The sequence below is a fragment of the Borrelia coriaceae genome (genome assembly GCF_023035295.1).
Taxonomy (GTDB): Bacteria; Spirochaetota; Spirochaetia; order Borreliales; family Borreliaceae; genus Borrelia; species Borrelia coriaceae.
Window position 1 is genome coordinate 1 of the sequence record NZ_CP075087.1, and the last position, 23,569, is coordinate 23,569.

A 23,569-nucleotide genomic window follows, 5' to 3' on the forward strand; every position below is an offset into this window, starting at 1 on the left:
TATAATTTGTTTTTAGTATAGAAGTGTTTGGCTAATAATATTGAACAAAGTTTACTCAAATAAAAACATAGTTACCTCATTTCTATACATAGTTGCCATGAAAATACACAAAGTTGTCTCTTAACATTTTTTATTTTTACGAGTTGCACCTAAAATGAACATAGTTGCCTCAAAAATATACAATAGTTGCACTTAAAATATACCGAAGTTGATATTTTTTTTCTATAAATAGATCTACCTCTAACTAATTCGAAATCAATCCTAACAAAATTACTTTTTAGTATCAAATAGTACAAAAATCAATCACAAAAATTTTTCCATGACCTAAACGAACAATCAATTATAATGACCCATAACTTATATTCAAATTATTATATTAATAATAAATTAATCTAAATAAAATATTTACTACTATTTAAAAGATATAAAAATCGATGCAAAAAATATTTTTCCTTACCTCTCCACTGTACTAAACACTTTTATACTAAACGCTACTATTCTAATAATTTGTCAGCCCACTTGGAATAACACCCATTAGTATATATTTGTTCCTTACTTGAATATCAATGTTAATAATATCCCTAGACATATAGTAATAATCGTCCCAAACATCCAATTGTGTAACCTCAATGTACTCTTAAACTCCATCTTATTAATTTCTATGTCTTTTCTTACATTATCTATTTTATTATCTAGATCCTTTATATCTGATTTTAATTCACTCCTCACAACATCTATCTTATTATCCAAATCCTTAATATCGGACTTTAACTCATTCCTTACATTCTCTATCCTTACATTAAGATTATTCTCTACATTGTCTATCTTACTATCTAAATCTTTAATATCAGACTTTAACTCACCTCTTACATTCTCAACCTTCACATTAAGACCATTCTCTACAGTGTCTATTTTATTATTAAGATCATTAAATTTAATATCTATCTTATTATCTAGATCTCTAATATCTGATTTTAGATTTGACTCTAACTTTTCTAACTTAAGATTAAAAGTATTTTCTAAATACTCAATATCCTTATAAGTTAACTCATTCCTATAGTACCTATAAGATAAATCAATAGCAATATCTCTAGCAATTCCTGCTTTAGTAAGCTCTGCTACTACCATTTGTTGAGTAACTATTGGTTGGGCTAATCCCATAAAATTCTCCTTATTATACTATTATAATCTATTTAAAGAATTGGTTAAATAAAGTAAAAAAATATACACAAAACCATAATACCTAACTTACCAACGACAAACTTGATAAGTCATCATTACTACTAAATTCTTGTAAATTACAAATTATCAAGTCAATCTGTTCTTGAATATCAAACGTATAATTAATTACCCTAATCACATTTTCAAGGTGTGCAATTTCATCATTATTTAATTCTCTTCCCTTTCTTAATCTAAGATAATTTTTAAGCACTCTATAAGTACCAATACTAAATTCATATACCTTAAAAGGAACATTTATAAATTTACAATTATCACTATAAATAAGTTCTTTTTTGTCTTTCAAGTATTCAACTTTTTCTACAATACATTTTTCATTGACTTTTGATATATGAACCCCAACACTCTTATCTAAATCAATTACATTTCTAAATAATTGTGCATTAATTAGATTCATTCCTAATTTACTAAGTTTTTCAAATAGGTTCACTGAATCTACAAAAATGATTTTTGCAAAGTCAATTCTTAAAAACTCATTGAATTTTGTTCTATAGATATTTGAACTTAATATTACACAAATATATCCCAATATCTCTTGTGGGTTTAAAGCTAAATATTTTTTGAACGATTTCACTCAATTTAATCTCTATTTAATATTCTTTCCATCAAATTTCTAATCTCGAAAGCCTCATATGAAACAGCTCTAGCCCCCTCCTTAATACTTTTACTATTAATCAGCGCATTAAATGTATCGTAAAAAATTTCTGGAGAATGATCTTTCTTTCCAATTGCACAATCTATAACCTCATAAATCCTAACATACATCTTTTCTAACATATTCATATATTTCTCCACTGCATGATTAAGTACTATAAGCTCTTCTTTAGTAGCTTTAATACTAAAATTTTTATAATGCACAGGGTCGCTCATTTTAAACCATAACAAACGTAAAGTAGAAGCAGCCATCGGACCTATCATATTTAATAAACTCAAGATAACTTCTTTATATTTTCTTTGCTCAGTCTCATATTTTCTCTCAATAATTTCATTAGCAACACCTGTAATACGAGGGCGGGAAAATAACATTTTATGTATCCCAAATGCTAACGCATAGATAAAATTGCTATCATGCCCAAAAGCAGCATAAATGGCGTCTGCACGGAAATTATAATTCAACAATTTCCTATTGTTAAATATATCATCAAAGATTAAAGATGGATAACCCTCACCCATACTATTATAGGGTTTTGCACTCTTAAAGCTAGGCTTTAAAATATAAAATATATATCTTATTCCATCAAATTGCTTTAAAGCCTCCTCTTTTGTCTTTACATGTCTTGGTACCCCTTCTATAAAATCTAAATGTAACTTTTCCTTATGCACTGCATCAAAATTTATTGGAAGGCTAGCCTCTTTTAAACATGAAGAAAGTAAAGCTTCACGATTTCGTTGTTCTTCTTCAAGATTTTGTTCTTCTTCAGGAATTAGTAGCCCTTGGTCCTGTTCCTCTTTAACTTCTCTTTTTTGATCATATGGCTTTACTTCAAGGATTCCTCCAAAACTGGACAGAAGTGGAGATGGCTCACTTACACCAACTGGTTTTACTGGTTTAAATTCTGTCTTTTTTGGGATTATTTTCTTCAATTCAGTTCCTTGTGTTTCTACACGTTGATCACAACTTATTACGATCAACGCTACCAGTAATAACAAACTACTATTTATTTCCTTAGGCATAAATATTCTCCTTCTTTTTTAAGATCAAATATTAGTTACTCCAAAACAAAAGAATACTATTATTTAGCTTAAATCATCAAATTTATTGAATAAATAATACAATATTAATAACACAATAAATCACATTACAATTTTTCAATTGCAGCATCATTATTAAGTACAAGTCTTTTTTTATTCTTTATAATAAAACCTCTATCCATCAAGTCTGATAAATATTTTTTTATTTGATAAGCGGATACATTTGTCTCTTTATTAATTTTCCTTAAAGGCTTTATTGTACGCTTATCATCTTCTAAATTAGACACAATAAATTCAAGTGACTCATCAACCCTTTTAGATGTTCTCTTTTTCCTTTCTAAACTTGAAATTTGATGATTTTTAACCTTTTCCTTTATCCCAACCCCACTTCCTGTAGATAATGTGACTAAGTGTAATAACTTTTGTTCATAAAATTTATGATACGCATTTTGTATTATGCAAAATACCATTGCTAAAAATATATCTAGACAAACAGACAATAATAATAATGAATAAACAAAAATTATATTAAGATAATCATCTCTAGCAATAACAACAGATGTTCCATTTAAAACATTAGCTGCCTTAAACTTATTATTATTTACAGCCGACCTTTCAATTAAACTGCTAAGCTTAAACCTCAAATCCTGCAAAGACTCTAAATACTCATTCCTTTGATTAAACAACTCCTTATTCTCCCTACTTGCATTCTCAATCTCTCTCATGTAATCTTGCTTCATGGTTCTATACGTATAATCCAAGCTTAAATGCTTATTTTTAGCAAACTCTATGCGATCATTGTTATTCTTAATCTTAATATCAATACTAGCTATTTCACCTTCAATTATCTTCTCTTTATCAGATAGCAGCTTACGCATACCTTCCTCTTTTGCTATCTGACTCTTTTGAGTACTCAAAACAGTGTCCTTAATAGTATCTTCAAACATCAGGCTAAAGAAACTCTCAAAGCTCATCCATGAACTTACAGATTGCGTTATAAGTCCTATCACTAATAATACAAATATCGCAATTTTTTCTAAGCATGCAAATACTGAAATCCTAACACTACCTTCAGTAACACGCTTCCTTAATAAATAAAGAAAATACAATAATATTGAAGACGGTACTACTATAACGACTATTGTAAAAGGCAATGTGAAATACAGCTTAGAACTACTACCAACAGTATAACTTGCAATCCCTCTATGTGAATGCAACACATTAAAGAAAAATAAAAACAAAGCAAATAATATTAACCAAATATTACGAATCAAAAATTCAAAATTAAGTCTTAAAGACTCTACAATACTAAACTCAATATTATGACCTTTTGTTGGCTTACCTTTACTTATCATGTATATAACCTTTTTACTTATAATACTAGTATCTATAATACTATAAAATTAACAAATCATATATATATCTTCTATTCAACTTTGAGTCGATACAACTATTTTGAGTCGATACAATTATTTTGAGTTGATACAACCATTTTGAGTCGATACAACTATTTTGAGTCGATACAACTATTTTGAGTCGATACAATTATAACATAAGAAAAGAATAAGGCCAGTAACAGAAGTTACTGGCCTTATTCAGGGTGTAACACAGTAAGGATAATAAATTATCTTACTGTGTACAAGTAATATTATTTAATATTTTTAAAAAAAGTCAATAGATTTCTTCAATTGTTGCCGCATTTTTGCAAACTTACCACCTTTAGCCATTGCTCTCAAGGCTATTCCTGCCGCAATAACGGCATCTTTTTTTGCTGATCCTACAGTAAGATCCTGAGCACTATCTGTTTTACCAGCAGCAATATTTGCAGCATCTTTTACTTCATTAATAGCAACGCCACCAATAGTAACATCACCAGACATAGCAATAGCTCGCAGTATATCAGTACCACTTATAGCTCCAATTGATGCACTTGCCGCTGCTGCTTGAACCTCTGTGCCACCATTAGATTTCTTTTCACTAAATAACTTACCAATTGTTTGTTGTTGTGCATCTTTAGTCTTAGTAGCAGTTGGGTCTCCTTCACCTTGCTTTAACACTACCCCAACTATTCCTTTAATTCCTTTAACAAGCGCAGTTACACTTGTAACGTCTGCTGCTACGGCATCCTGACCTGAAGCAGTAGCACCACTAATAGCATCACCACCAATAGCCCCTTCGGCCGCTTCTTTAGCCCCCTTTTCTATTATCCCTAATTTTTCAATAAATTTCTCAACCTCTCCTTTCACCTTTGGATAATTACCATTCTTTGCTAAAACGTCTTTTAACTTTTCTTTCGTTGTTTTCATTGTCTCTTCAATATTAGTAAAACACTTTCCTATATCTTCCTTTTTTGTATCAGCCTTAATACTCAAAGTATCAGAAACCATATTGCCAAAAGAAGTAAAAATATCTAAGAAACCTTGTCTTAAATTAGATATAGAGAGTATAAAATCCCTTTGCTTTTGAAGTTCTTCTATTACTCCATTATTACAAGAAAGGAATAGAGAGATAAATAATGTTGCACATATACTTTGTATCTTAATTTTCATATATTACCTGCCTCATTCTTATCTAAAGAGGCCAGATACAAAAAAGGAAAACCACTCCTATCAAAAGCAGTGTTTCCCTTTAATGAATTTACTATTTGGTTTACTTACTTTTTATTATTAAATTCTAATTATTGGTTCTTAGCTTCAGTAGTTACAGAAATATCATTAGGATTAATGTTCATAACTTTTTTAACTTCTTTCAGTCCGGCATCAATTGTTTTTCTTATCGCTATAGTTAAAGCATTTAATGCTTTAGTTACTGCCCTTACTGCTTTACTGCTACTCCCCTTTAATTGCCTCATCAGCAGCATTAGTATTAGCAAACTTACTCTTCTTTCTTAGCCAACCGCTCTTAAGGCTATAACTCCTGAAATAACTACATCCTTAGCATTATCGGCATCACCAATACTAGCCTGACCGGCAGTATTATTAACTAATGTTATTGCTTTTCCACCCGCTTTAACCATGGCTTTTAGAATATCAGCACCAGTTACGGCTCCAACAGCTTTTGCTGCATGGACTACTGTCTTCCTTGCATTGATAATTGCTGCCAATACCAATAATATTATCTAAACTATTAGAGCTTTTAAAACATTTTTTTAGTGTTTGCTTAAAATCAGTTTAACATTTCTTAGTTTCACTTTCTTAATGCCTACAATTTGCTTAATATTTTAACTCTATACCAACTATCACCATATACAACCCATTGCTTCGCTTGTAAATTTATCTAAATCATGACTATTACCTTTAAATGAACCTTGTAAAACTACTCTAAAAGTCTTCTTTTGTTCCTCTGCACTATCTTTTCCATTACATCTTTCAAGTTGACCTTTTACATGTTCAAGTACAGATTTAATCTTAGTTGCATCATGTCCCAAAAATTTATCAAAATCATCACCCAAAGATTCTTTTAAAAAATCTAGATTTGCTTTTTCCTCTTCATTTAACTTTTCTCTTAATATTTCTTTAGGTGTTTTTTTAATTTCTCTTGTTTGCTCTTCACTTATTTCTCTTTTGCCTCTACTTTTTGATTCTTCAGTATTATTGGTAAAATCATATTTATTACAACTATTAACTAATAGTAATAAAATTAAAACAACATTAATTTTACTCATTTTTATTTTCATATATTATATACACCCTTTAACCTACCCCTTTAATTAAGGAGACAAAACAAAGGAGAAACAATCTCTCCTAAATCAAACAAAAGGGAAACTACTCTCATATATAGAAGTGTTTCCCTTTAATATCTTTATTACAACTTATTTAGTAGTAGATTGAACAATACCAGCTTCAATAGTTACAGGAGTATCACTAGAATTAATTTTCATAGCGTCTTTAACAGATTTAAGTCCTGCATCAATAGTTTTCCTTATTGCAATAGTTAATGTATTTAATGCCTTAGTTACTGCACTTACTGCTGCACCTTTAATTTCAGTAGCAACATCAACTTTAATCTTAGTATCACTACTTTCATTAGTATTAGCAAATTTACCACCTTTAGTCATAGCTCTTAGTGCTATTCCAGCTGCTACTTCTGCATCTTTCTTACCCTTAGCGCCATTACCATCGGACTGACTGTATTTGGCTAAAGTAACAGCATTCCCACCATTTTTAATAGCTTGTAATATGTCGGCGCCACTTACTGACGCTACTGCTTTATAAGCATCTTTTGCTACCTTAGGAGCATCAGTCTTACTTCCAGCATTAGTATTAGCAAATAGCATACCCGCATTAGTAGAACCAGTTCTTGAGGTAGCAGCAGAACCAGCATCTGGAACAGGAGCTTTATCATCCCCAGCAGTAGCACTTCCTTTCCCTTGAAGTACCACGTCTACAATTGATTTAATTCCACCTACTAGATTATCTACTTTTCCAACATCACCAGCATCACCTTTAGTATCACCATCACCACCAGGAGCAACATTAGCAATTGGTTCACCGGCATCACCAATAGCATCACTAGCGGTCTTTGATCCTTCTATTATTTTATCAAGTTTTGCATTTAAAGCTTTTACAGCAATCTCAGTTGCAGCAGTATTAGGATTTCCTTCTCTCTTCATTTTCTCAACAATTGCATTAAGATTATCTTTAGTTCCTTTAACAGTATCATGAACGACCTTAAAGTAGTTCCCAACTTCAGACTTCTTAGTCTCAGAATTAAACCCTAAAACACCACCAAATGAATCCCCAAAAGAAGTAAAAATATCTAAGAAGTCATTACCTAAATTAGCAAGTGAGGATAAGAAAGTATTTCTCTTCTCAAGTTCTTCTATCCCATTATTACAAGAAAGGAATAAAGAAAGAAATAATGTAGCACAAATACTTTTTATATTTATATTTTTAATATTTATTTTCATATATTACGTGCCTCCTTTTTCCTATCCCTTAACTAAAGAGGCTCAATACAAATAAAAGGGAAACTCTCCTATACAAGAACTGTTTCCCTTAAATCATTTTATTATTTAATTTCCGTATTTCTTATTAAATCTTCGATTATTTACTTTTAGCTTCTGAAACAGATACTTTTGAAACTCTTGCTTGATCTACTTCTGTCTTTACTTTATCAATAACATTCTTTACTGTCTTTTTAATTATATCTTCCACTGCTCCTAATAGTTTATTTACCGCTGTTATTCCTGCTGCTTGTACTGCTTTACCATCGTTACTACTATTTGCAGCTAATTTACCACCTTCAACCAATGAACGCAATGCTATTCCTCCTGCTACTGCTGCTGCTTTTGCATCACCTGTACCACCTGATAAATTAGATGTAATACATCCTTTTGCGAATGCAATTGCAGTTGTACTTACACTTGCTGGACCTGATACCTCTGGTTCATTGCCTTTTGATTTATTAACTATTGCATCTAACATTTCCTCTCCGCTTACTGCTGATACTATTAATGATGCTTTTTCTCCCGATGCTGCTCCTGCATTCTCATCTTTAGCTAAAACCCTAGCTCCAGCTTTTGCATCAGCTCCTATTGAGGTATCAGCTAATGATACCTCACTTTTTTGTAGTTCTTTAATCTTTTGTGTCTTAGCTATCTCCATTATTCCTTGCAGTGCCTTAAAAGCTTTTTCTAATTTTCCTGCATTTACTGTTAATCCACTTTGTGGAGAGACCACATCACCTATTACTTTGGCTACCACCACCTATATCTTTTAAATCATCCAAATATCCTTTTAAGCTCCCTAAAGCTCCCTTATCTGTATCAACAGCTACTCTAACTGCCTTATTGAATAAGCCATCTGCTGTTGCTTTTTCTGCTACTTGTTCCAATTCGGACGATACTTATCCAAGTTTAGTACCCAGTTTTTTAAAATGCTCTCCCACCTGTTCCTTAGTTGTATTTGTATCTACAGTAAAGCCCAAAGTTCCTGAAACTAACTCTATAAACTTATAAAATACTTCTTCAACACTTTTACCCATTTCCATCATTGTTTTGCCTAAATTCGCCTCTTCTACACTCTCCCCTGAATTATTACAAGAAAGGAATAAAGAAATAATGTTGCACAAATACTTTTTATACTAATATTTTTAATATTTATTTTCATATATTACTTGCCTCCTTCCCCTATGCTTTAACTAAAGAGGATACATACAATAAAAGGAAAACAACTTCTATATAAGAAGTGTTTTCCTTCAATGACTTTTTTATTTAGTTTACTTATTTTTTATTAAATCTTAATTAATTATTTATTTAGTAGCAGTAACAGATTCAGTAGTTACAGGAGTAGCTTCAGGATTAATGTTCATTGCTTTTTTAACAGTTTTTAGTCCTGCATCAATTGTTTCTCTTATAGCTATAGTTAATGTATCTAATGCCTTAGTCACTGCACTTAATGCAACTCCTTTAACTGCAACTTGATAATCAGCATCATCAGCAGCAACGCCACCAGAAGCAACACCAGGGAATTTGCCGTCTTTAGTCATTGCTCTTAAGGCTATAGCTCCTGCTATAGTTGCATCTTTAGCTCTAGCTTCTGTAGCCTTAGTAGCCATTGTTTTACCATATGTAACAATAGCTTGTAATATGTCAGCACCAGTTACAGAACCAACAGCTTTTGCTGCATCAGCTGCCGCCTTCTTTGCATCATTAGCAGAAGAACCGATTCCACTACTATTACCAGAATCATGAAATAACTTTCCTGCTTCACCTTGAGCACTACCACCAGTTCTGTCTTCAACATTATTACCAGCTTTTTTGCCGTCACCAGCATTAGGATCACCCTTTTCTCCAAGTACTAATTTTACTATCTCTTTCATTCCCTCTACTAATTTATCAACATCACCAGCAGCACCACCTTTAGTCTTATCAGCAGAACCATTACCAAGTAGTTCATCACCTGTAGTACCAATAGCCCCACTAACAGTTTTTGCTCCTTCAATTATCTTATCAAGTGTATTATCAATTAGTGTTTTTACAGCAGTCTCTACTCCAACAGCATTAGGATTGTTTGATGATTTCATGCTTTCAACAATTGTATTAAGCTTACCCTTAACTCCTTCTACAGCTTCTTTTACTTTCGTAAAGTAATTTCCAACATCAGACTTTTTAGTAGTAGTATTAAAACCCAAAACAGTACCTGTCATATCGCCAAAAGAAATGAAGATAGATAAGAAGTCATTACCCAAATTAGCAAGTGAGGATAAGAAAGAATTTCTCTTCTCAAGTTCTTCTATTCCATTATTGCAAGAAAGGAATAAAGAGATAAATAATGTTGCACAAATTCTTTTTACTTTAATATTTTTAATATTTATTTTCATATATTACGTGCATCATTTTCCCTTTCATTTAACTAAAGAGGCATATACACAATTAAAGGAAAACTACTCCTATAAAAGAAGTGTTTTCCTTTAATGACTTTATTCAACTATTTATTTATTATTTACTTAGTAGCAATACCAACTTCTGTAGATTCACCAATAGTCTCTGAATATTTTATTCCCTTAACTGCCTTTCCTATCTTATCTAAATGGATGTCTACTGTTTTCCTAATTATTACATTAAGTATTCCCAGTACCTTATTTACAGCACTTACTGCTGCTCCTTTAACAACAGCACCAGCATCACTATCAGCTGGTTGAGTAAACTTACCACCTTTGGCCATAGCCTTTAATGCAACAGCTGCGGCTAAGTCTGCATTGGTAGCTGCAGTGCCGCTATTAGCAGATGAAGACCCACCAGTAGCTAATTGCCCCGCACTATTATCACCACTAGCACTAAAGCCATCAGTTTTTGCATTCCTAATTTTATCAATCATTGCCCATGGATCTGCCTTACCAACTTCATCTGCCAACTTCTTAGCATCACCATCAGCAGCTTGAGCATTATGAAACACTGATTTAGGACCATTTCCATTAGCTACTTGAATACCAACTTTTCCAGGATCAATCTTTACCCCAGATTTCTCTGCTGCATCAATTATATCTTTAACCCCTTCAATTACAGTCTTAACGTCACTTGCATTAACAGCATCCGATTTAGATGAAGCACTAGCACCAATTTCAGTACTTCCATCATTAGTTATACCAGCAAGTTTAGTTAAGGAACTGATTAATTTATCAAAAACTTCAATTGTCCCTTTAATTGCAACCTTAACAGTTTCAATTGTACTTCCATCAGCATTCTTTGCTTCAGATATTTTACCTGATAAAGTGCTTAATTGATTCTTAGTATCTTCTAATCCTTTTTTTACCTTCTCAAAGTGTTTTCCTACTTCACTTTTCTTATCACCAGATTTAACAGCACTAAATCCTAATGCATCTCCCATAGCATTGCCAAAGAAACCAAAAATGTCTTGAAACCCATGACCTATTTTGATAAGAAAATCAGAAAAAATATTTTTCTTCTGAAGATCTTCTATTACTCCATTATTACAAGAAAGGAATAAAGAGATAAATAATGTTGCACAAATACTTTTTATATTTATATTTTTAATATTTATTTTCATATATTACGTGCCTCCCTTTAACCCTACTCTTTAATTAAATAGGCTAAATATAAAAAAAGATTTGAAAAAAACAGGAACCTAGTTTTCTTAGGCTCCTAACTTTTTATTTATTGACTTTATTTTTATCTGTCACTTACTTATTAAGTAAAAAGTTAACCTTATAAATAAGCACTAGAATTATTGAACTACTAGTTAGCTTTAATAGTAGCCTCCTTATCAGGTTCTTTAATCCCCTTTATTGTCCCGCTTAATATTTCTTTAGCAGTATTCATTAAATCAATAACAGCTATGTGTAATTCATTAAGTTCTTTTGCTCCATGTGTCCCGTCCGTACCATGAGCCTTCCTATCTATAGCCTGCTTAGCATTACTATCTTGAGTCCCACCACCAGCTCCTAAAGTGGAATACTGGGCAAGCAACTTGGTTTTAAATACTCCAGCCTTAGTTTTAACTGTCTCAATTTTTGTTTCTAAATCTTTACCTTTCAAAGACTCTCCGACTTGCAAGCCTGTTATCTTAGTTAATATAACTGATGCGATCTCATAAACTCCTGCCATCAATCCATTATTCTTATTATTATTACTACCGTCAGTAGTAATACCAGAAGAATTAATTTGTTTTCCAATACCTTTAGCAAGCTCATCTATAGAATTAATCAAACTTGCTATTTCTTCAATACTCATCACAAAGGCAACAACTTCTTTTGCCTTATCACCTACTAATTTTAAATCAATCACTGTCCCATCAGCCGTAACTGCTTGCCCTGTTCTAAGCTTCTCTTTAACCTCTGCATTCTCCCCTGAATTATTACAAGAAAGGAATAAAAAGATAAATAATATTGCACAAATACTTTTTATATTTATATTTTTAATATTTATTTTCATATATTACGTGCACTCTTTACCCATACCTTAATAAACAAAGAGACTAGACACTAAAAAAAGGAAAACTACTCCCACACAGAGCAATGTTTCCCTTAAATGACTTTATTATTTACTTACTTTTTCTATTTATTTAGCAGGATTAGCTTCCGTTGTTCCAGTTCCAGTAGTCTCAGAATACTCTATTTTTTTAACAACCTCTCTTACTTTTTCTAGATTTTTTATTACTGTTTTAATAATTATTACATCAAGTATTCCTAATACCTTATTTACAGCATTAGCAGCAGCCGCTTTAACTGCTCCAGCCTCTTCAGCAGAATTATTAGCAGCAAATTTACCACCTTTAGTCATGGCCTTAAGAGCAACAGCTGCTGCTAAGTCTGCATTAGTTTTTGCACCATTTTGATTAGCACCACCAGGTACTCTCGTAGCCAGCGCACCAGCTTCATTATTATTGTTTTCACTAAGAGAAGCAGTAGAAGTATTAGCATTTTGAATTTTATCTATCATTGCCCATGGATCTGCTTTTGATACTTCATCTGCTAGTAGAGGCCCAGCCTTAGCATCAGGTTTCTGAGCATTAGTATTTTTACCAACAAGTGCTGCCCCTGCTTTATCATCACCTTTTTCTACAAGATTACCAGGATTTCCTTTTTCAATATTTATACCAAACTCTTTGGCAGTTTCTATTATTTCTTTAACTTCTTTAAGAATAACATCAACACTCTCCTTGTGAGCACCAACAGCATTACCACCACCAGTCTCTATAGCCACAATCTCACCAGCTTGTTTAGTTACTTCAGCTATCTTAGCTACAGAGTCAATTAATTTTGTAAGCATTTCACTAGCAGTGCTAATAACAGCCTCAACTTCTTTAGTATCAGCATGGGAAGTAGAAACTATTTGTTTTGATAACTCTTCTAATTTAGTCTTAGTATTCTTTAATCCCTCTCCTACTTTCTCAAAGTGTTTTCCTATTTTATCTCTAGTATCATCAGATTTAACAGCACTAAATCCTAATGCATCACCAATAGAATTACCAAAGGAACCGAACATTTCTTGAAATACATGACCTATTTTGACAAGAGAATCAAAAAAAGTATTTTTCTTCTCAAGTTCTTCTATTACTCCACTATTACAAGAAAGGAATATAGAGATAAATAATGTTACACAAATACTTTTTATTCTAATATTTTTAATATTTATTTTCATATATTACTTGCATCATTTTTACCCACCCACTAACTAAAGAGGCTAAACACAAAAAAAAGAAAAACAACTCCTATAATAGAAGCGTTTCCCTTAAATGACTTTATTATTTAATTTACTTATCTTTTTTTATTTAGTAACAGTGCCAGCAGCTTCAGTAGTTACAGGAGTAGCTTCAGGGTTAATTTTCATAGCTTCTTTAACTGTTTTAAGTCCCGTATCAATCGTATTTCTTATTGCTATTGTAAGTGTATTTAATACTTTAGCAACTGCACTAACTGCTATACCTTGAACTAAAGCAGCAATATCATTAGTTTGCCCATTAGCAAATTTACCACCGTTAGCCATAGCTCTTAACGCTATACCTCCCGCTATGGCAACATCTCTGGCATCACTATCAGCAATAGGACTAGTACCTGAAACTGTTGCATTGTTAATAGCTAACTTAGCAGCATCCCCCTTATCTTTAACCATAGCTTGCAATATATCAGCACCGGTTACTGCTGCAACAGCTTTTGATGCATCGTTAGCAGCATCTTTTGCATTACTATCAATATTAGAAGCAGTTCCATCAAACAATTTCCTTGCATCTGTACCAGTACTCCTACTAGAGCTCTCTTGAGCTTTCTTAGTATCACCAGCCTCAGAGTTTCCTTTACCTTGAAGCACTACATCTACAATGCCTTTAATTCCCTCTACCAGTTCACCTACTTTAGTACCAGGAACTCCACCAGCCTTGGAAGCAGCAGCCTTAGCAACATTACCAAGTAGGTCTTCACCTGTAGTACCAATAGCATCACTAACAGTCTTAGCTCCTTTAATTATTGTATCAAGTTTTTCACTAACCAATTTTTCTACTTCTTTTTTAACAGCATCAGCATTAGGATTATTTTCTTTTTCCATATTAGCAACAATTTCCTTAAGCTTATCTTTAGTTCCTTGTACAGTGTCTTGTACTTTTTTAAAATACTTCCCAACATCAGATTTTTTAGTATCCTTATTAAACCCTAAAACAGTACCTGTCATCTCTCCAAAAGAAGTGAAGATATTTAAGAAGTCATTACCTAAATTAGCAAGTGAGGATAAGAAAGTATTTCTCTTTTCAAGTTCTTCTATTCCATTATTACAAGAAAGGAATAGAGAAATAAATAATGTTGCACAAATACTTTTTATTCTAATATTTTAATATTTATTTTCATATATTACGTGCCTCCCTCCTTATTTCCCTCACCTTAACCAAAGAGGCTAGATATAAAAAAAGAGAAACAATATCCTCTAAATAAAAGGCAACTTGTTCCTCTTAAATGACTCTATTATTTAATTATTTATAGCGTATTAATTCTGCTTGTTTACTTTTTAGTTTCAGAAATATTATTATCAGAAATTACAGGAGTATCATCAGGATTAATCTTCATTGCTTTTTTAACTTCCTTAAGTCCTTCATCAATTGTCTTTCTTATTGCAATAGTCAATGTACTTAATGCTTTAGTAACTGCACTTATTGCTGCGCCTTTAATCGCATCAGCAGCCTCATCAGTCTTGGAATTAGGACCAGCAAATTTGCCATCTTTTGCCATTGCTCTTAATGTTATAGTACCTGCAATAATTCCATCTTTTTTATTATCTCCACTGGATTTAATCATAGCTTTCAAGATGTCAGCACCAGTTACTGCTCCCACAGCTTTAACCGCATCAGCTGCCGCTTTTTTTGAATTAGCAGCATCTCCAGCATGAGTACTATTATCAAACAACTTTCCCGCTTCACCAGCAGTAGTACCACCGGTTCTTTTAGTAAGGTTTTCAGCCTTTTTATCATCCCCAGCTTCAGCATTACCCTCATTTTTAAGAACTACATCTACTATATCTTTAATTCCTTTTATTAAGCTCTCAATTTTACCCTCAACACCTGCAGGAGAACTAGCATCAGCAACATTACCAATTGGGTCACTAGCATCAGCAATAGCATCACTAACAGCCTTAGCTCCTTTAATTATATTATCTAATTTGTCATTTAAAGTTATTACAGCAGCCTTTGTTCCAGAAGCGTTACGATTGTTTTCTTTTTCCATATTAGCAACAATTTCATCAAGCGTTGTCCTAGTTATTGTTAAGCTCTTTTCTATATTCTTAAAGTAATCTTTAACATCAGACTTTTTAGTTTCAGTATTAAACCCTAAAACACTATTAGACATCTCACCAAAAGAAGTAAAAATATCTAAGAAGTCATTACCTAACTTAGCAATTGAAGAGTAGAACTGCTTATCCTTCTGAAGTTTTTCTAATTCCTCCCCTGAATTATTACAAGAAAGGAATAAAGAGATAAATAATGTTGCACAAATACTTTTTATATTTATATTTTTAATATTTATTTTCATATATTACTTGCCTCCATTATCACTATCTCTTAACTAAAAAGGTTATACACAAAAAAGGACAACAACTCTTACAAAGAGAAGTGTTTTTCTTTAACGACTTTATTATTTAGTTTACTTATCTTTTATTAAATCTAAATTCTAAATTACTGATTATTAGCTTCAGTAGTTAAAGGAATAGTTTTAGGATTAATTTTTATAACTTACTTTAAATTAAAAAATAGAAGGCAACTTAGAATTACCTCTAAACTTACCTTCTACTCCTACTTGTAAATAATCAACTTAATTCGTATTTTATTGCTGACCTAACTCTGAAACCGATATTTTTGAAGTTCTTGCCTGATCTATTTTTTCTTTTACTGCTTTAAGAATATTTTTTACTGCCTTTTTAATTATATCTTCTACCGCTCCCAATAACTTATTTACCGCTGTTACTCCTGATGCTTGTACTGTTTTATCATCACCACTATTATTTGCAGCTAATGTGCTTGTCTTAACTAATGAACGTAATGCTATTCCTCCTGCTACTGCAGCTGCTTTAGCATCATCTTGTGCTAAGTAATCTCCACCTTTATTCCCTCTTGCAAAACTCATAGCAGTTGTCTCTCCAGTTGCATTTTTTGTTAATTGTGGATCCTCTTCTTTTGAATTAACTATCGATGCTAGCATTTCCGCCCCACTTACTTTTGACAGTATTACTGCTGCTTTATCTCCCACTGCTGCTCCTGGTTTGTGAGACTGATCTGTAGCTAATATCTTAGCTCCATCCTTACTATTAGTTGCTTGTAATGTTATAGATCCTGATTCTAATGCTTTAATACTTCCATCTGTTATAGCAATATCCACTATCCCTTTTAACGCTTTATATACCTTCTTTAATGCAGCATCATCTGCTGCTTTTCCTTCCTTAGCGCTACTACTAGTATTTTCTGTCTCACCTACTTTTTGATTAGCATCACCTATATCCTTTAAAGACTCTAGATGTCCTTTTAATGTATCTAAAACCCCCTTAGCTGTATCAACTGCTTCTTTAATTGCCTTATTTAACAGACCATCTGTATCAACATCTGCTACTGCTTTTACTGCTACTTCTTCTAATTGATCTGCTGCTTTTCCAAGTTTCTCACCTAACCCGCTAAAATATTCTCCTATTTTATTTTTAGTTGTCCCTGCGGTTACTCTTAATCCTAATGTATCTGATATAAGATCAATAAAAGAATAAAAAGCATCTTCAGCGCTCCTACCTACATCCATTAGTACTGTATTTAATCTTTGTTCAGCTTCTGCACTCTCTCCTGAATTATTACAAGAAAGAAATAGAGAGATAAATAATGTTGCACAAATACTTTTTATATTTATATTTTTAATATTTTTAGTCATATATTACGTGCCTCCTTTCATCCTATCCTTAACTAAAGAGACTAGACACAAATAAAAAAAGGAAAACCACTCTCCTATAAAAGAAAAGTGTTTCCCCCAAATAACTTTTTTAGTTATCTATTTCTTATTATTTATTTAGTTTGAAGATTGATCCACTTAATTCTTAGCAGCACTAATCTCTGTAGAACCACCAATAATCTAAGAATACTTTATTCCTTCATCAGTCTTTCTTACTTTCTATAGATTACTACTTACTGTTTTCCTAATTATTACATCAAGTATTTCTAATACCTATTTACTACTTCATTTATCACTAGTTCACTTAATTGACTACACCAATAATATTATCAGTGACAGCTCAGTACTTATAATGAAATATATTTCCAATCATTGAAATGATAGCCCTTAAAATATAGCGCCTATACTAGGTAAACCTTTTGCTTCATGTTTACCATAATTTTTATCTTTGTATTATATACAAAAAAAATATCAAAAAGTATAACATCTATGAAAATTTCATCAATTAATTTATTAGCAAAATCAAATTATCGTTTCAATGTATCATCAACGTTAAGTATAAGTCTTTGTTTTTCTTTTATAATTAAACCTCTACCCATCAAGTCTGATAAATATTGCCTGATTCTATACTCAGATATATTTGTCTCTTTATTAATTTTCCTTAAAGGCTTTATTGTACGCTTATCATCTTCTAAATTAGATGCAATAAATCCAAGTACTTCTTCAACCCTTTGCAAGGGTTTTTTATATTTTCTTGAACTTGAAATTTGACGATTTTTAATCTTTTCCTTAACACCAACCCCACTTCCTGTAGGTAATGGAACTAAGTGTAACAACTTTTGTTCATAAAATTTATGATACGCATTTTGTATTATGCAAAATACCATTGCTAAAAATATATCTAGACAAACAGACAATAATAATAATAAATAAACAAAAACTATATTAAGATAATCATCTCCAGCAATAACAGCAGATGTTCCATTTAAAACATTAGCTGCCTTAAACTTATTATTATTTACAGCCGCCCTTTCAATTAAACTGCTAAGCTTCAACCTCAAATCCTGCAAAGATTCTAAATACTCATTCCTTTGATTAAATAACTCCTTATTCTCCCTACTTGCATTCTCAATCTCTCTCATGTAATCTTGCTTCATGGTTTTATACCTATAATCCAAGCTTAAATGCTTATTTTTAGCAAACTCTATACGATCATTGTTATTCTGAATCTTAATATCAATACTAGCTATTTCACCTTCAATTATCTTCTCTTTATCAAAGAGTAGCTTACGCATACCTTCCTCTTTTGCTATCTGACTCTTTTGAGTACTCAAAACAGTGTCCTTAATAGTATCTTCAAACATCAGGCTAAAGAAACTCTCAAAACTCATCCATGAACTTACAGATTGCGCTATAAGGCCTATCACTAATAATACAAATATTGCTATTTTTTCTAAGTATGCAAATACTGAAATCCTAACACTACCTTCAGTAACACGCTTCCTTAACAAATGTAAAAAATATAATAATATTGAAGACGGTACTACTATAATGATTATTGTAAAAGGCAATGTGAAATAAAGCTTAGAATTACTACCAACCTCATAACTTGCAATCCCTCTATGTGAATGCAACACATTGAAGAAAAATAAAAATAAAGCAAATAATATTAACCAAATATTACGAATCAAACATTCAAAATTAAATCTTAAAGACTCTACAATACTAAATTGAACATTAATATCTTTGTTATCATCTTGACGTATCATTAAAATACCTCTATCTTAAATCATAGTACCATACAACTAACAAACTTTTACATACCCTTAAATACTTGTGATGAAATTATCAATTTGTGATAAACACCCCCACTTGTGATGAAATTAATTTGACATGAATTGTTATATTCAAGAAATAACTAAATATTTTCTCTACAGCAGCACCAGTACATGCAAGTTGAATCCCATAACTAAAGCCTACTGAATGCATCTTGGTTATCTTTTGCAAGACCTTGTACAATAGATTTGAGCAACCTTTAAATAATTAGCTCCATTACAATAACAATGGTATGTACTTTCTCAATCTCTGATTAAGAGATAATACACTTTACTCCAACCTCCTTAAAATTTTCTGACCTAACTAGTTTTACATACTTTTGTTGTGAATTAAGTTCTTGAAATTATTCACCAAAAACAATTATTGCCTTACTTTATGATTGTTTCAGAAATTCAATCTTTGCTCCATGCTAAGGTATTAAGAACTACAAAATCAACATCTAAAACATCAATACAACCACAATTATCAAAGCAGTAATTTAAATTAACAAAAGAGATATAAAATATGAAAAAAACAGAAATAAGAAAAATAATTTAAATAACTCAATAATAAACTTATTAACAAAAAATGTTATATTGGTTCCGATTTAATATTTATAGCAATATATACAATCAGAAATATTAAATTTTTATTATATATATTGGTTAGCTAAAGTCGTTTCCAAGGTGTTTGGGGGGATAAGAGAATGGTGCATAAAAAAAATCACCTCGACTTTAAGCCTAGTCAAGAGTGAAATTTTTATATATAATAAATATATAAATTTCCAAAGCTTCATGTAAAAGTGAAAATCTAAACTTTGGAACAAATCAAAAAATACCTATGAATAGTGTAACAAAAGACAAAAAAAATATCAATTCAAATAATACCAAAAGCCAAATACAATCAATACTAAAGTCACTTATAGTATTAAATAAAGATAAAATATCTCCTAATATAAAAAAAATTTGTATATCACAAGTTAAATCACAGATAACGAAAATATTAAAACGCTATCATCGAATGCTTAAAATTTATTGGGCAATAAACATTAAGAATCAAAATTACAAAGAATCATGTGGAGCCAATGGGTATTCAGCAAGTGACATCTACAGTATAGTAATCAAGCTATTAGAAAATGATGGCTATACAAGAGTATGCAAAAGAACAATTGCAAGAGATATTAAACTCTTAAATGAAATGGGACTATTGGAATCTAAAATTCGAAGACTTGGAAAGAACAAGGGAAGCATTTCTCATTATAGACAAAACATGGAACTTGCACATTTGCACAAAGAAATAATTTTAGAGTATTTAAAAGAATTACTTAAAGAAAATCTGAAAGACAAAATAATTATTGGTAATTTCGATAAAGATGCTGACAATACAGAATTTAATTATACAAATCTTGAAAAATTCGGAATACTAGCTAAGGTAAGTAAAAAAAATAGGACATCTAACTCAAGTGATGGTAATAAAATAACACCAATGTCACGTGTAATCGGATCTTGTGTATTTAATGAAGCTAACATAAGCAATAATAAGAATTCTAAAGAATTGCTTCTTAAGAAGACTAATTTAAGTAAACTAAAAAAAGAAGAGTGTAGATTTAAAAGGAGTGATGTAGAGACAAGGCTCATTTGTGAACATAAAATCAATAAAAATTATCTAAACCAAATAAAAAAATACAGTAACAACGATGCAACATACATCAATGCCCTAATCAATCTAGAGACTGCAATAGATGAGTACCAAAGTGAATATTACATCGAAGATATTTTAGAACATTTCTTAAAGCAGTTTGGTAATAGGTACAAGTATAAGATTTGGATGATGATGAGGCGTAGTGACGGTGTTATTAGCGATTATGCTGTTATTTGGGAAGGCAGGTTTAGGGATTGGTATCCCAATAAGTACAAGAGTCCTTGTGCGGTTAAAGCGACTTATGGAGATAATTTACGAATAGGAATTAAAAAAGCATCTGTTATTAAGGAGAAAAGGGCTAAAGAGCAGTTAAATGTAGAAGAATTAAAAGAAAAAGAGATAGAAAAAGCAAAAGAAAGAGAAGAGCAACGAAAACGAGAAGCTGCTAGTCTGCAAAAATATTTAACTGGTTTATTTGAAAGAGAATCAAAAGAAAGAGAAGAGCGACTTAAAAAGGCTAGAGAAGAAGAATTGAATTTAAAAAAGAAAGCTAGAGAAAGCATGCTTGCTAGTTTGGAAAGGAGTAAGGAAAGGTGTGTTGGGTTGGATATATCAAATAATGGGAAGGATAACATGATATGTGCTAGTTCAAATGAGGAGGATATGGTTAAATTTGCAATTAGAGATGAGTTTGGAGGATTTAAAACTACTAAGGGGCTGGGTATGGTGAATTTGGGAATAATGATTGAAGATGTAGGCCACAATGAGAATTTAAAAGAAAAGGAGAGTAAATGAGATTTAATTTGAAATATTTAGTAAAAAGGTTATATAAAAAGGCATAGATTTTGGAATACGTACATGAGCCGTGAAGTACAATCTAAGAGTACAGATAAGAAAATAATTAACTTTCCAATACTTAGTTCTGAAGATATTGACTATGAGTATGTATATGCATATCTTAAGGATTGGGTAGGAAAGAAACATAGAGCTGGTCATGGAATTATAATTAATAGAGTTGGTGATAATTATGAATGTGAAACAATCCAAGGTGCTTTGATGAGTAATATTTTGGATATGATTTTTGAGGATTATAATGAATTATTGCTTGGTGGTTTAGAAAGGGAGTCTGTTGATAGTAAAGTTGGGGATGGTGACATTGAACCTGTTGATGTGTTAGAGGGTAAAAGGGAAGTACCTTTTGAAAGGTTACAAGGGAAGCAAAGTAAAGGATTTAAGAAGGGTAAGATAACAATTATATAGAGTTATATGATATTATGATTTATGTGAATAAGCAAATTTGCACTTGCTTATTTAAATATCAGTGTTAATAATATTCCTATAGAGATGGTAATAATGGTTGTGAACATCCATTTGTGAAGTTTTAATTTATTATCAAATTCGGATAAAGTTTTATTAAGTTCCATTTTATTAATTTCCATGTCTTTTCTAACAAGAGCAATCTCATTGCTAACGTTATCAATTTTATTGTCAAGGTCTTTAATATCAGATTTTAATTCATTTCTAACATTATCAATTTTGTTATTTAAGTTATTCTCAACGTTGTCAATTTTATTGTCAAGTTCATTGAATTTATTATCAATTTTATTATCAAGGTCTTTAATATCAGATTTTAGTTCATTTCTAACATTATTAATTTTATTATCAAGCTCATTAAATTTATTGTCAATTTTGTTATTTAAATTATTCTCAACGTTGTCAATTTTATTGTCAAGTTCATTGAATTTATTGTCAATTTTGTTATTTAAGTTATTCTCAACAATATTAATTTTGTTATCGAGTTCATTAAATTTGTTATCAATTTTGTTATCGAGTTCATTGAACTTATTGTCAATTTTGTTGTCAAGCTCAGTTTTTACAGCTTTAATTTCAGACTGTAAATTTGCTTCAACCTTTTGAATTTCAGATTGTAAACTTGCTTCAACTTTTTGAATTTCTGCTTGTAACATCCCTTCAACTTTTTCAAGTTTTATATCAAAGTTTTCTTTTAAAAACTCAATGTCTTTGTAAGTAAGTTCATTGCGGTAATATCTGTAAGATAAATCAATAGCAATATCTTTGTTAATGCCGGCTTTAGTAAGTTCGGCTATAACCATTTGCTGAGTAATTACTGGTTGAGGAAGTCCCATGATAGTCTCCTTGAGTATAATTATACAGTAAAAGTAGGTAAATTGGAAGAGATATGTGTATAGGATACTAATATATACTAATGGGTGTTATTCTGAGGGGGTTTTCAAATTATAAGAATAGTAGCGTTTAGTATAGAGGTGTTTAGTACAGTGGAGAGGTAAGGAAAATATTTTTTTGCAGCGATTTTTATATCTTTTAAAGAGTAGTAAATATTTTATTTAATTTAAATTTAATCTATGTTAGAATAATTTTCTAAATCAATTAGTGAATATTATGAAAGTTTCAAATTATATTTGATTTGTCTATAGCTTATTATAAAGAGTGTTATCTATTGTAAAGTTAGAGTTAGTAAAATTTTTGTTATTGAGTTTTGTACTGTTTGATGTGAAGAAGTAATTTTGTTAGGCTTTATTGTGAATTAGTCCGTAGTGTATTTGCATATAGAAAAATGTCAACTTTGGTGTATTTTAAGTGCAACTATTGTATACTTTTGTGTCAACTTTGCTCATTTTAGATGCAACTCGTAAAAATAAAAAATGTTAAGAGACAACTTTGTTCATTTTCATGGCAACTATGTATAGAATTGAGGTAACTATGTATTTATTTGAGGCAACTTTGTTCATTATTATTAGCCAAACACTTCTATACTAAAAACAAATTATAT

Annotated in this window: 19 protein-coding genes and 2 pseudogenes; 2 read left to right on the plus strand and 19 right to left on the minus strand. The window is 31.1% G+C overall.

The window, feature by feature from the left end:
• Window positions 1–552 precede the first annotated feature (552 nt).
• The 18 genes and pseudogenes from bdr (bcCo53_RS06735) to bcCo53_RS06830 all read right to left on the minus strand — a co-directional run bounded on the left by bdr (bcCo53_RS06735) (window position 553) and on the right by bcCo53_RS06830 (window position 19,320).
• Window positions 553–1,161, minus strand: coding sequence for a Bdr family repetitive protein (gene bdr / locus bcCo53_RS06735; protein ID WP_025409063.1), 609 nt, complete (start codon window positions 1,159–1,161; stop codon window positions 553–555).
• A gap of 82 nt (window positions 1,162–1,243) precedes the next feature.
• On the minus strand, window positions 1,244–1,813 hold the full coding sequence (locus tag bcCo53_RS06740) for a type ISP restriction/modification enzyme (protein WP_246938439.1): 570 nt from the start codon (window positions 1,811–1,813) through the stop codon (window positions 1,244–1,246).
• Between the two features lie 5 nt (window positions 1,814–1,818).
• Window positions 1,819–2,913 (minus strand): hypothetical protein, encoded by a 1,095-nt coding sequence (locus tag bcCo53_RS06745; protein ID WP_246938440.1) that lies wholly within the window; start codon window positions 2,911–2,913, stop codon window positions 1,819–1,821.
• 125 nt (window positions 2,914–3,038) lie between these two features.
• Complete coding sequence (locus bcCo53_RS06750) at window positions 3,039–4,286, minus strand: hypothetical protein (protein ID WP_246938441.1); 1,248 nt, start codon at window positions 4,284–4,286, stop codon at window positions 3,039–3,041.
• A gap of 306 nt (window positions 4,287–4,592) precedes the next feature.
• Window positions 4,593–5,480 carry a variable large family protein gene (locus bcCo53_RS06755; RefSeq protein WP_051428658.1) on the minus strand — a complete coding sequence of 296 codons (888 nt, stop codon included), beginning with the start codon at window positions 5,478–5,480 and terminating at the stop codon, window positions 4,593–4,595.
• Window positions 5,481–5,608: 128 nt separating this feature from the next.
• Window positions 5,609–6,040 (minus strand): annotated as a pseudogene (locus bcCo53_RS06760) (variable large family protein).
• A 129-nt stretch (window positions 6,041–6,169) separates the two neighbouring features.
• The gene (locus bcCo53_RS06765) at window positions 6,170–6,607 is read right to left on the minus strand and encodes an Mlp family lipoprotein (RefSeq protein WP_241766591.1); all 438 of its coding nucleotides are present in this window, start codon (window positions 6,605–6,607) and stop codon (window positions 6,170–6,172) included.
• 135 nt (window positions 6,608–6,742) lie between these two features.
• Window positions 6,743–7,840 (minus strand): variable large family protein, encoded by a 1,098-nt coding sequence (locus tag bcCo53_RS06770; RefSeq protein WP_025408892.1) that lies wholly within the window; start codon window positions 7,838–7,840, stop codon window positions 6,743–6,745.
• A gap of 136 nt (window positions 7,841–7,976) precedes the next feature.
• Window positions 7,977–9,003: pseudogene (locus tag bcCo53_RS08920) on the minus strand (variable large family protein).
• A gap of 180 nt (window positions 9,004–9,183) precedes the next feature.
• Window positions 9,184–10,254 carry a variable large family protein gene (locus bcCo53_RS06790; protein WP_025408893.1) on the minus strand — a complete coding sequence of 357 codons (1,071 nt, stop codon included), beginning with the start codon at window positions 10,252–10,254 and terminating at the stop codon, window positions 9,184–9,186.
• Between the two features lie 122 nt (window positions 10,255–10,376).
• The gene (locus bcCo53_RS06795; protein ID WP_025408894.1) at window positions 10,377–11,441 is read right to left on the minus strand and encodes a variable large family protein; all 1,065 of its coding nucleotides are present in this window, start codon (window positions 11,439–11,441) and stop codon (window positions 10,377–10,379) included.
• Between the two features lie 188 nt (window positions 11,442–11,629).
• Window positions 11,630–12,325 carry a Vsp/OspC family lipoprotein gene (locus bcCo53_RS06800; RefSeq protein ID WP_025408895.1) on the minus strand — a complete coding sequence of 232 codons (696 nt, stop codon included), beginning with the start codon at window positions 12,323–12,325 and terminating at the stop codon, window positions 11,630–11,632.
• A gap of 126 nt (window positions 12,326–12,451) precedes the next feature.
• Complete coding sequence (locus bcCo53_RS06805; protein ID WP_038365436.1) at window positions 12,452–13,534, minus strand: variable large family protein; 1,083 nt, start codon at window positions 13,532–13,534, stop codon at window positions 12,452–12,454.
• A 126-nt stretch (window positions 13,535–13,660) separates the two neighbouring features.
• Entirely contained in the window at window positions 13,661–14,710 is a 1,050-nt protein-coding gene (locus bcCo53_RS06810) for a variable large family protein (RefSeq protein ID WP_028328378.1), read from the minus strand.
• Window positions 14,711–14,880: 170 nt separating this feature from the next.
• Complete coding sequence (locus tag bcCo53_RS06815) at window positions 14,881–15,906, minus strand: variable large family protein (protein WP_025408897.1); 1,026 nt, start codon at window positions 15,904–15,906, stop codon at window positions 14,881–14,883.
• A 291-nt stretch (window positions 15,907–16,197) separates the two neighbouring features.
• Complete coding sequence (locus bcCo53_RS06820) at window positions 16,198–17,283, minus strand: variable large family protein (RefSeq protein ID WP_025408898.1); 1,086 nt, start codon at window positions 17,281–17,283, stop codon at window positions 16,198–16,200.
• Between the two features lie 545 nt (window positions 17,284–17,828).
• Entirely contained in the window at window positions 17,829–19,070 is a 1,242-nt protein-coding gene (locus tag bcCo53_RS06825; RefSeq protein ID WP_246938442.1) for a hypothetical protein, read from the minus strand.
• A gap of 79 nt (window positions 19,071–19,149) precedes the next feature.
• Complete coding sequence (locus bcCo53_RS06830; protein WP_155806476.1) at window positions 19,150–19,320, minus strand: hypothetical protein; 171 nt, start codon at window positions 19,318–19,320, stop codon at window positions 19,150–19,152.
• 636 nt (window positions 19,321–19,956) lie between these two features.
• On the opposite strand from bcCo53_RS06830, the gene bcCo53_RS06835 reads away from it, so the two are divergent.
• Both bcCo53_RS06835 and bcCo53_RS06840 read left to right on the plus strand, forming a co-directional pair.
• Window positions 19,957–21,552, plus strand: coding sequence for a plasmid maintenance protein (locus bcCo53_RS06835; protein WP_246938443.1), 1,596 nt, complete (start codon window positions 19,957–19,959; stop codon window positions 21,550–21,552).
• Between the two features lie 63 nt (window positions 21,553–21,615).
• Window positions 21,616–22,017, plus strand: a complete 402-nt coding sequence (locus bcCo53_RS06840) for a hypothetical protein (RefSeq protein ID WP_246938444.1) — start codon at window positions 21,616–21,618, stop codon at window positions 22,015–22,017.
• 47 nt (window positions 22,018–22,064) lie between these two features.
• Here bcCo53_RS06840 and bdr (bcCo53_RS06845) read toward each other — a convergent pair whose 3' ends face one another.
• Window positions 22,065–22,904, minus strand: a complete 840-nt coding sequence (bdr, locus tag bcCo53_RS06845; protein ID WP_025409102.1) for a Bdr family repetitive protein — start codon at window positions 22,902–22,904, stop codon at window positions 22,065–22,067.
• Window positions 22,905–23,569 lie beyond the last annotated feature (665 nt).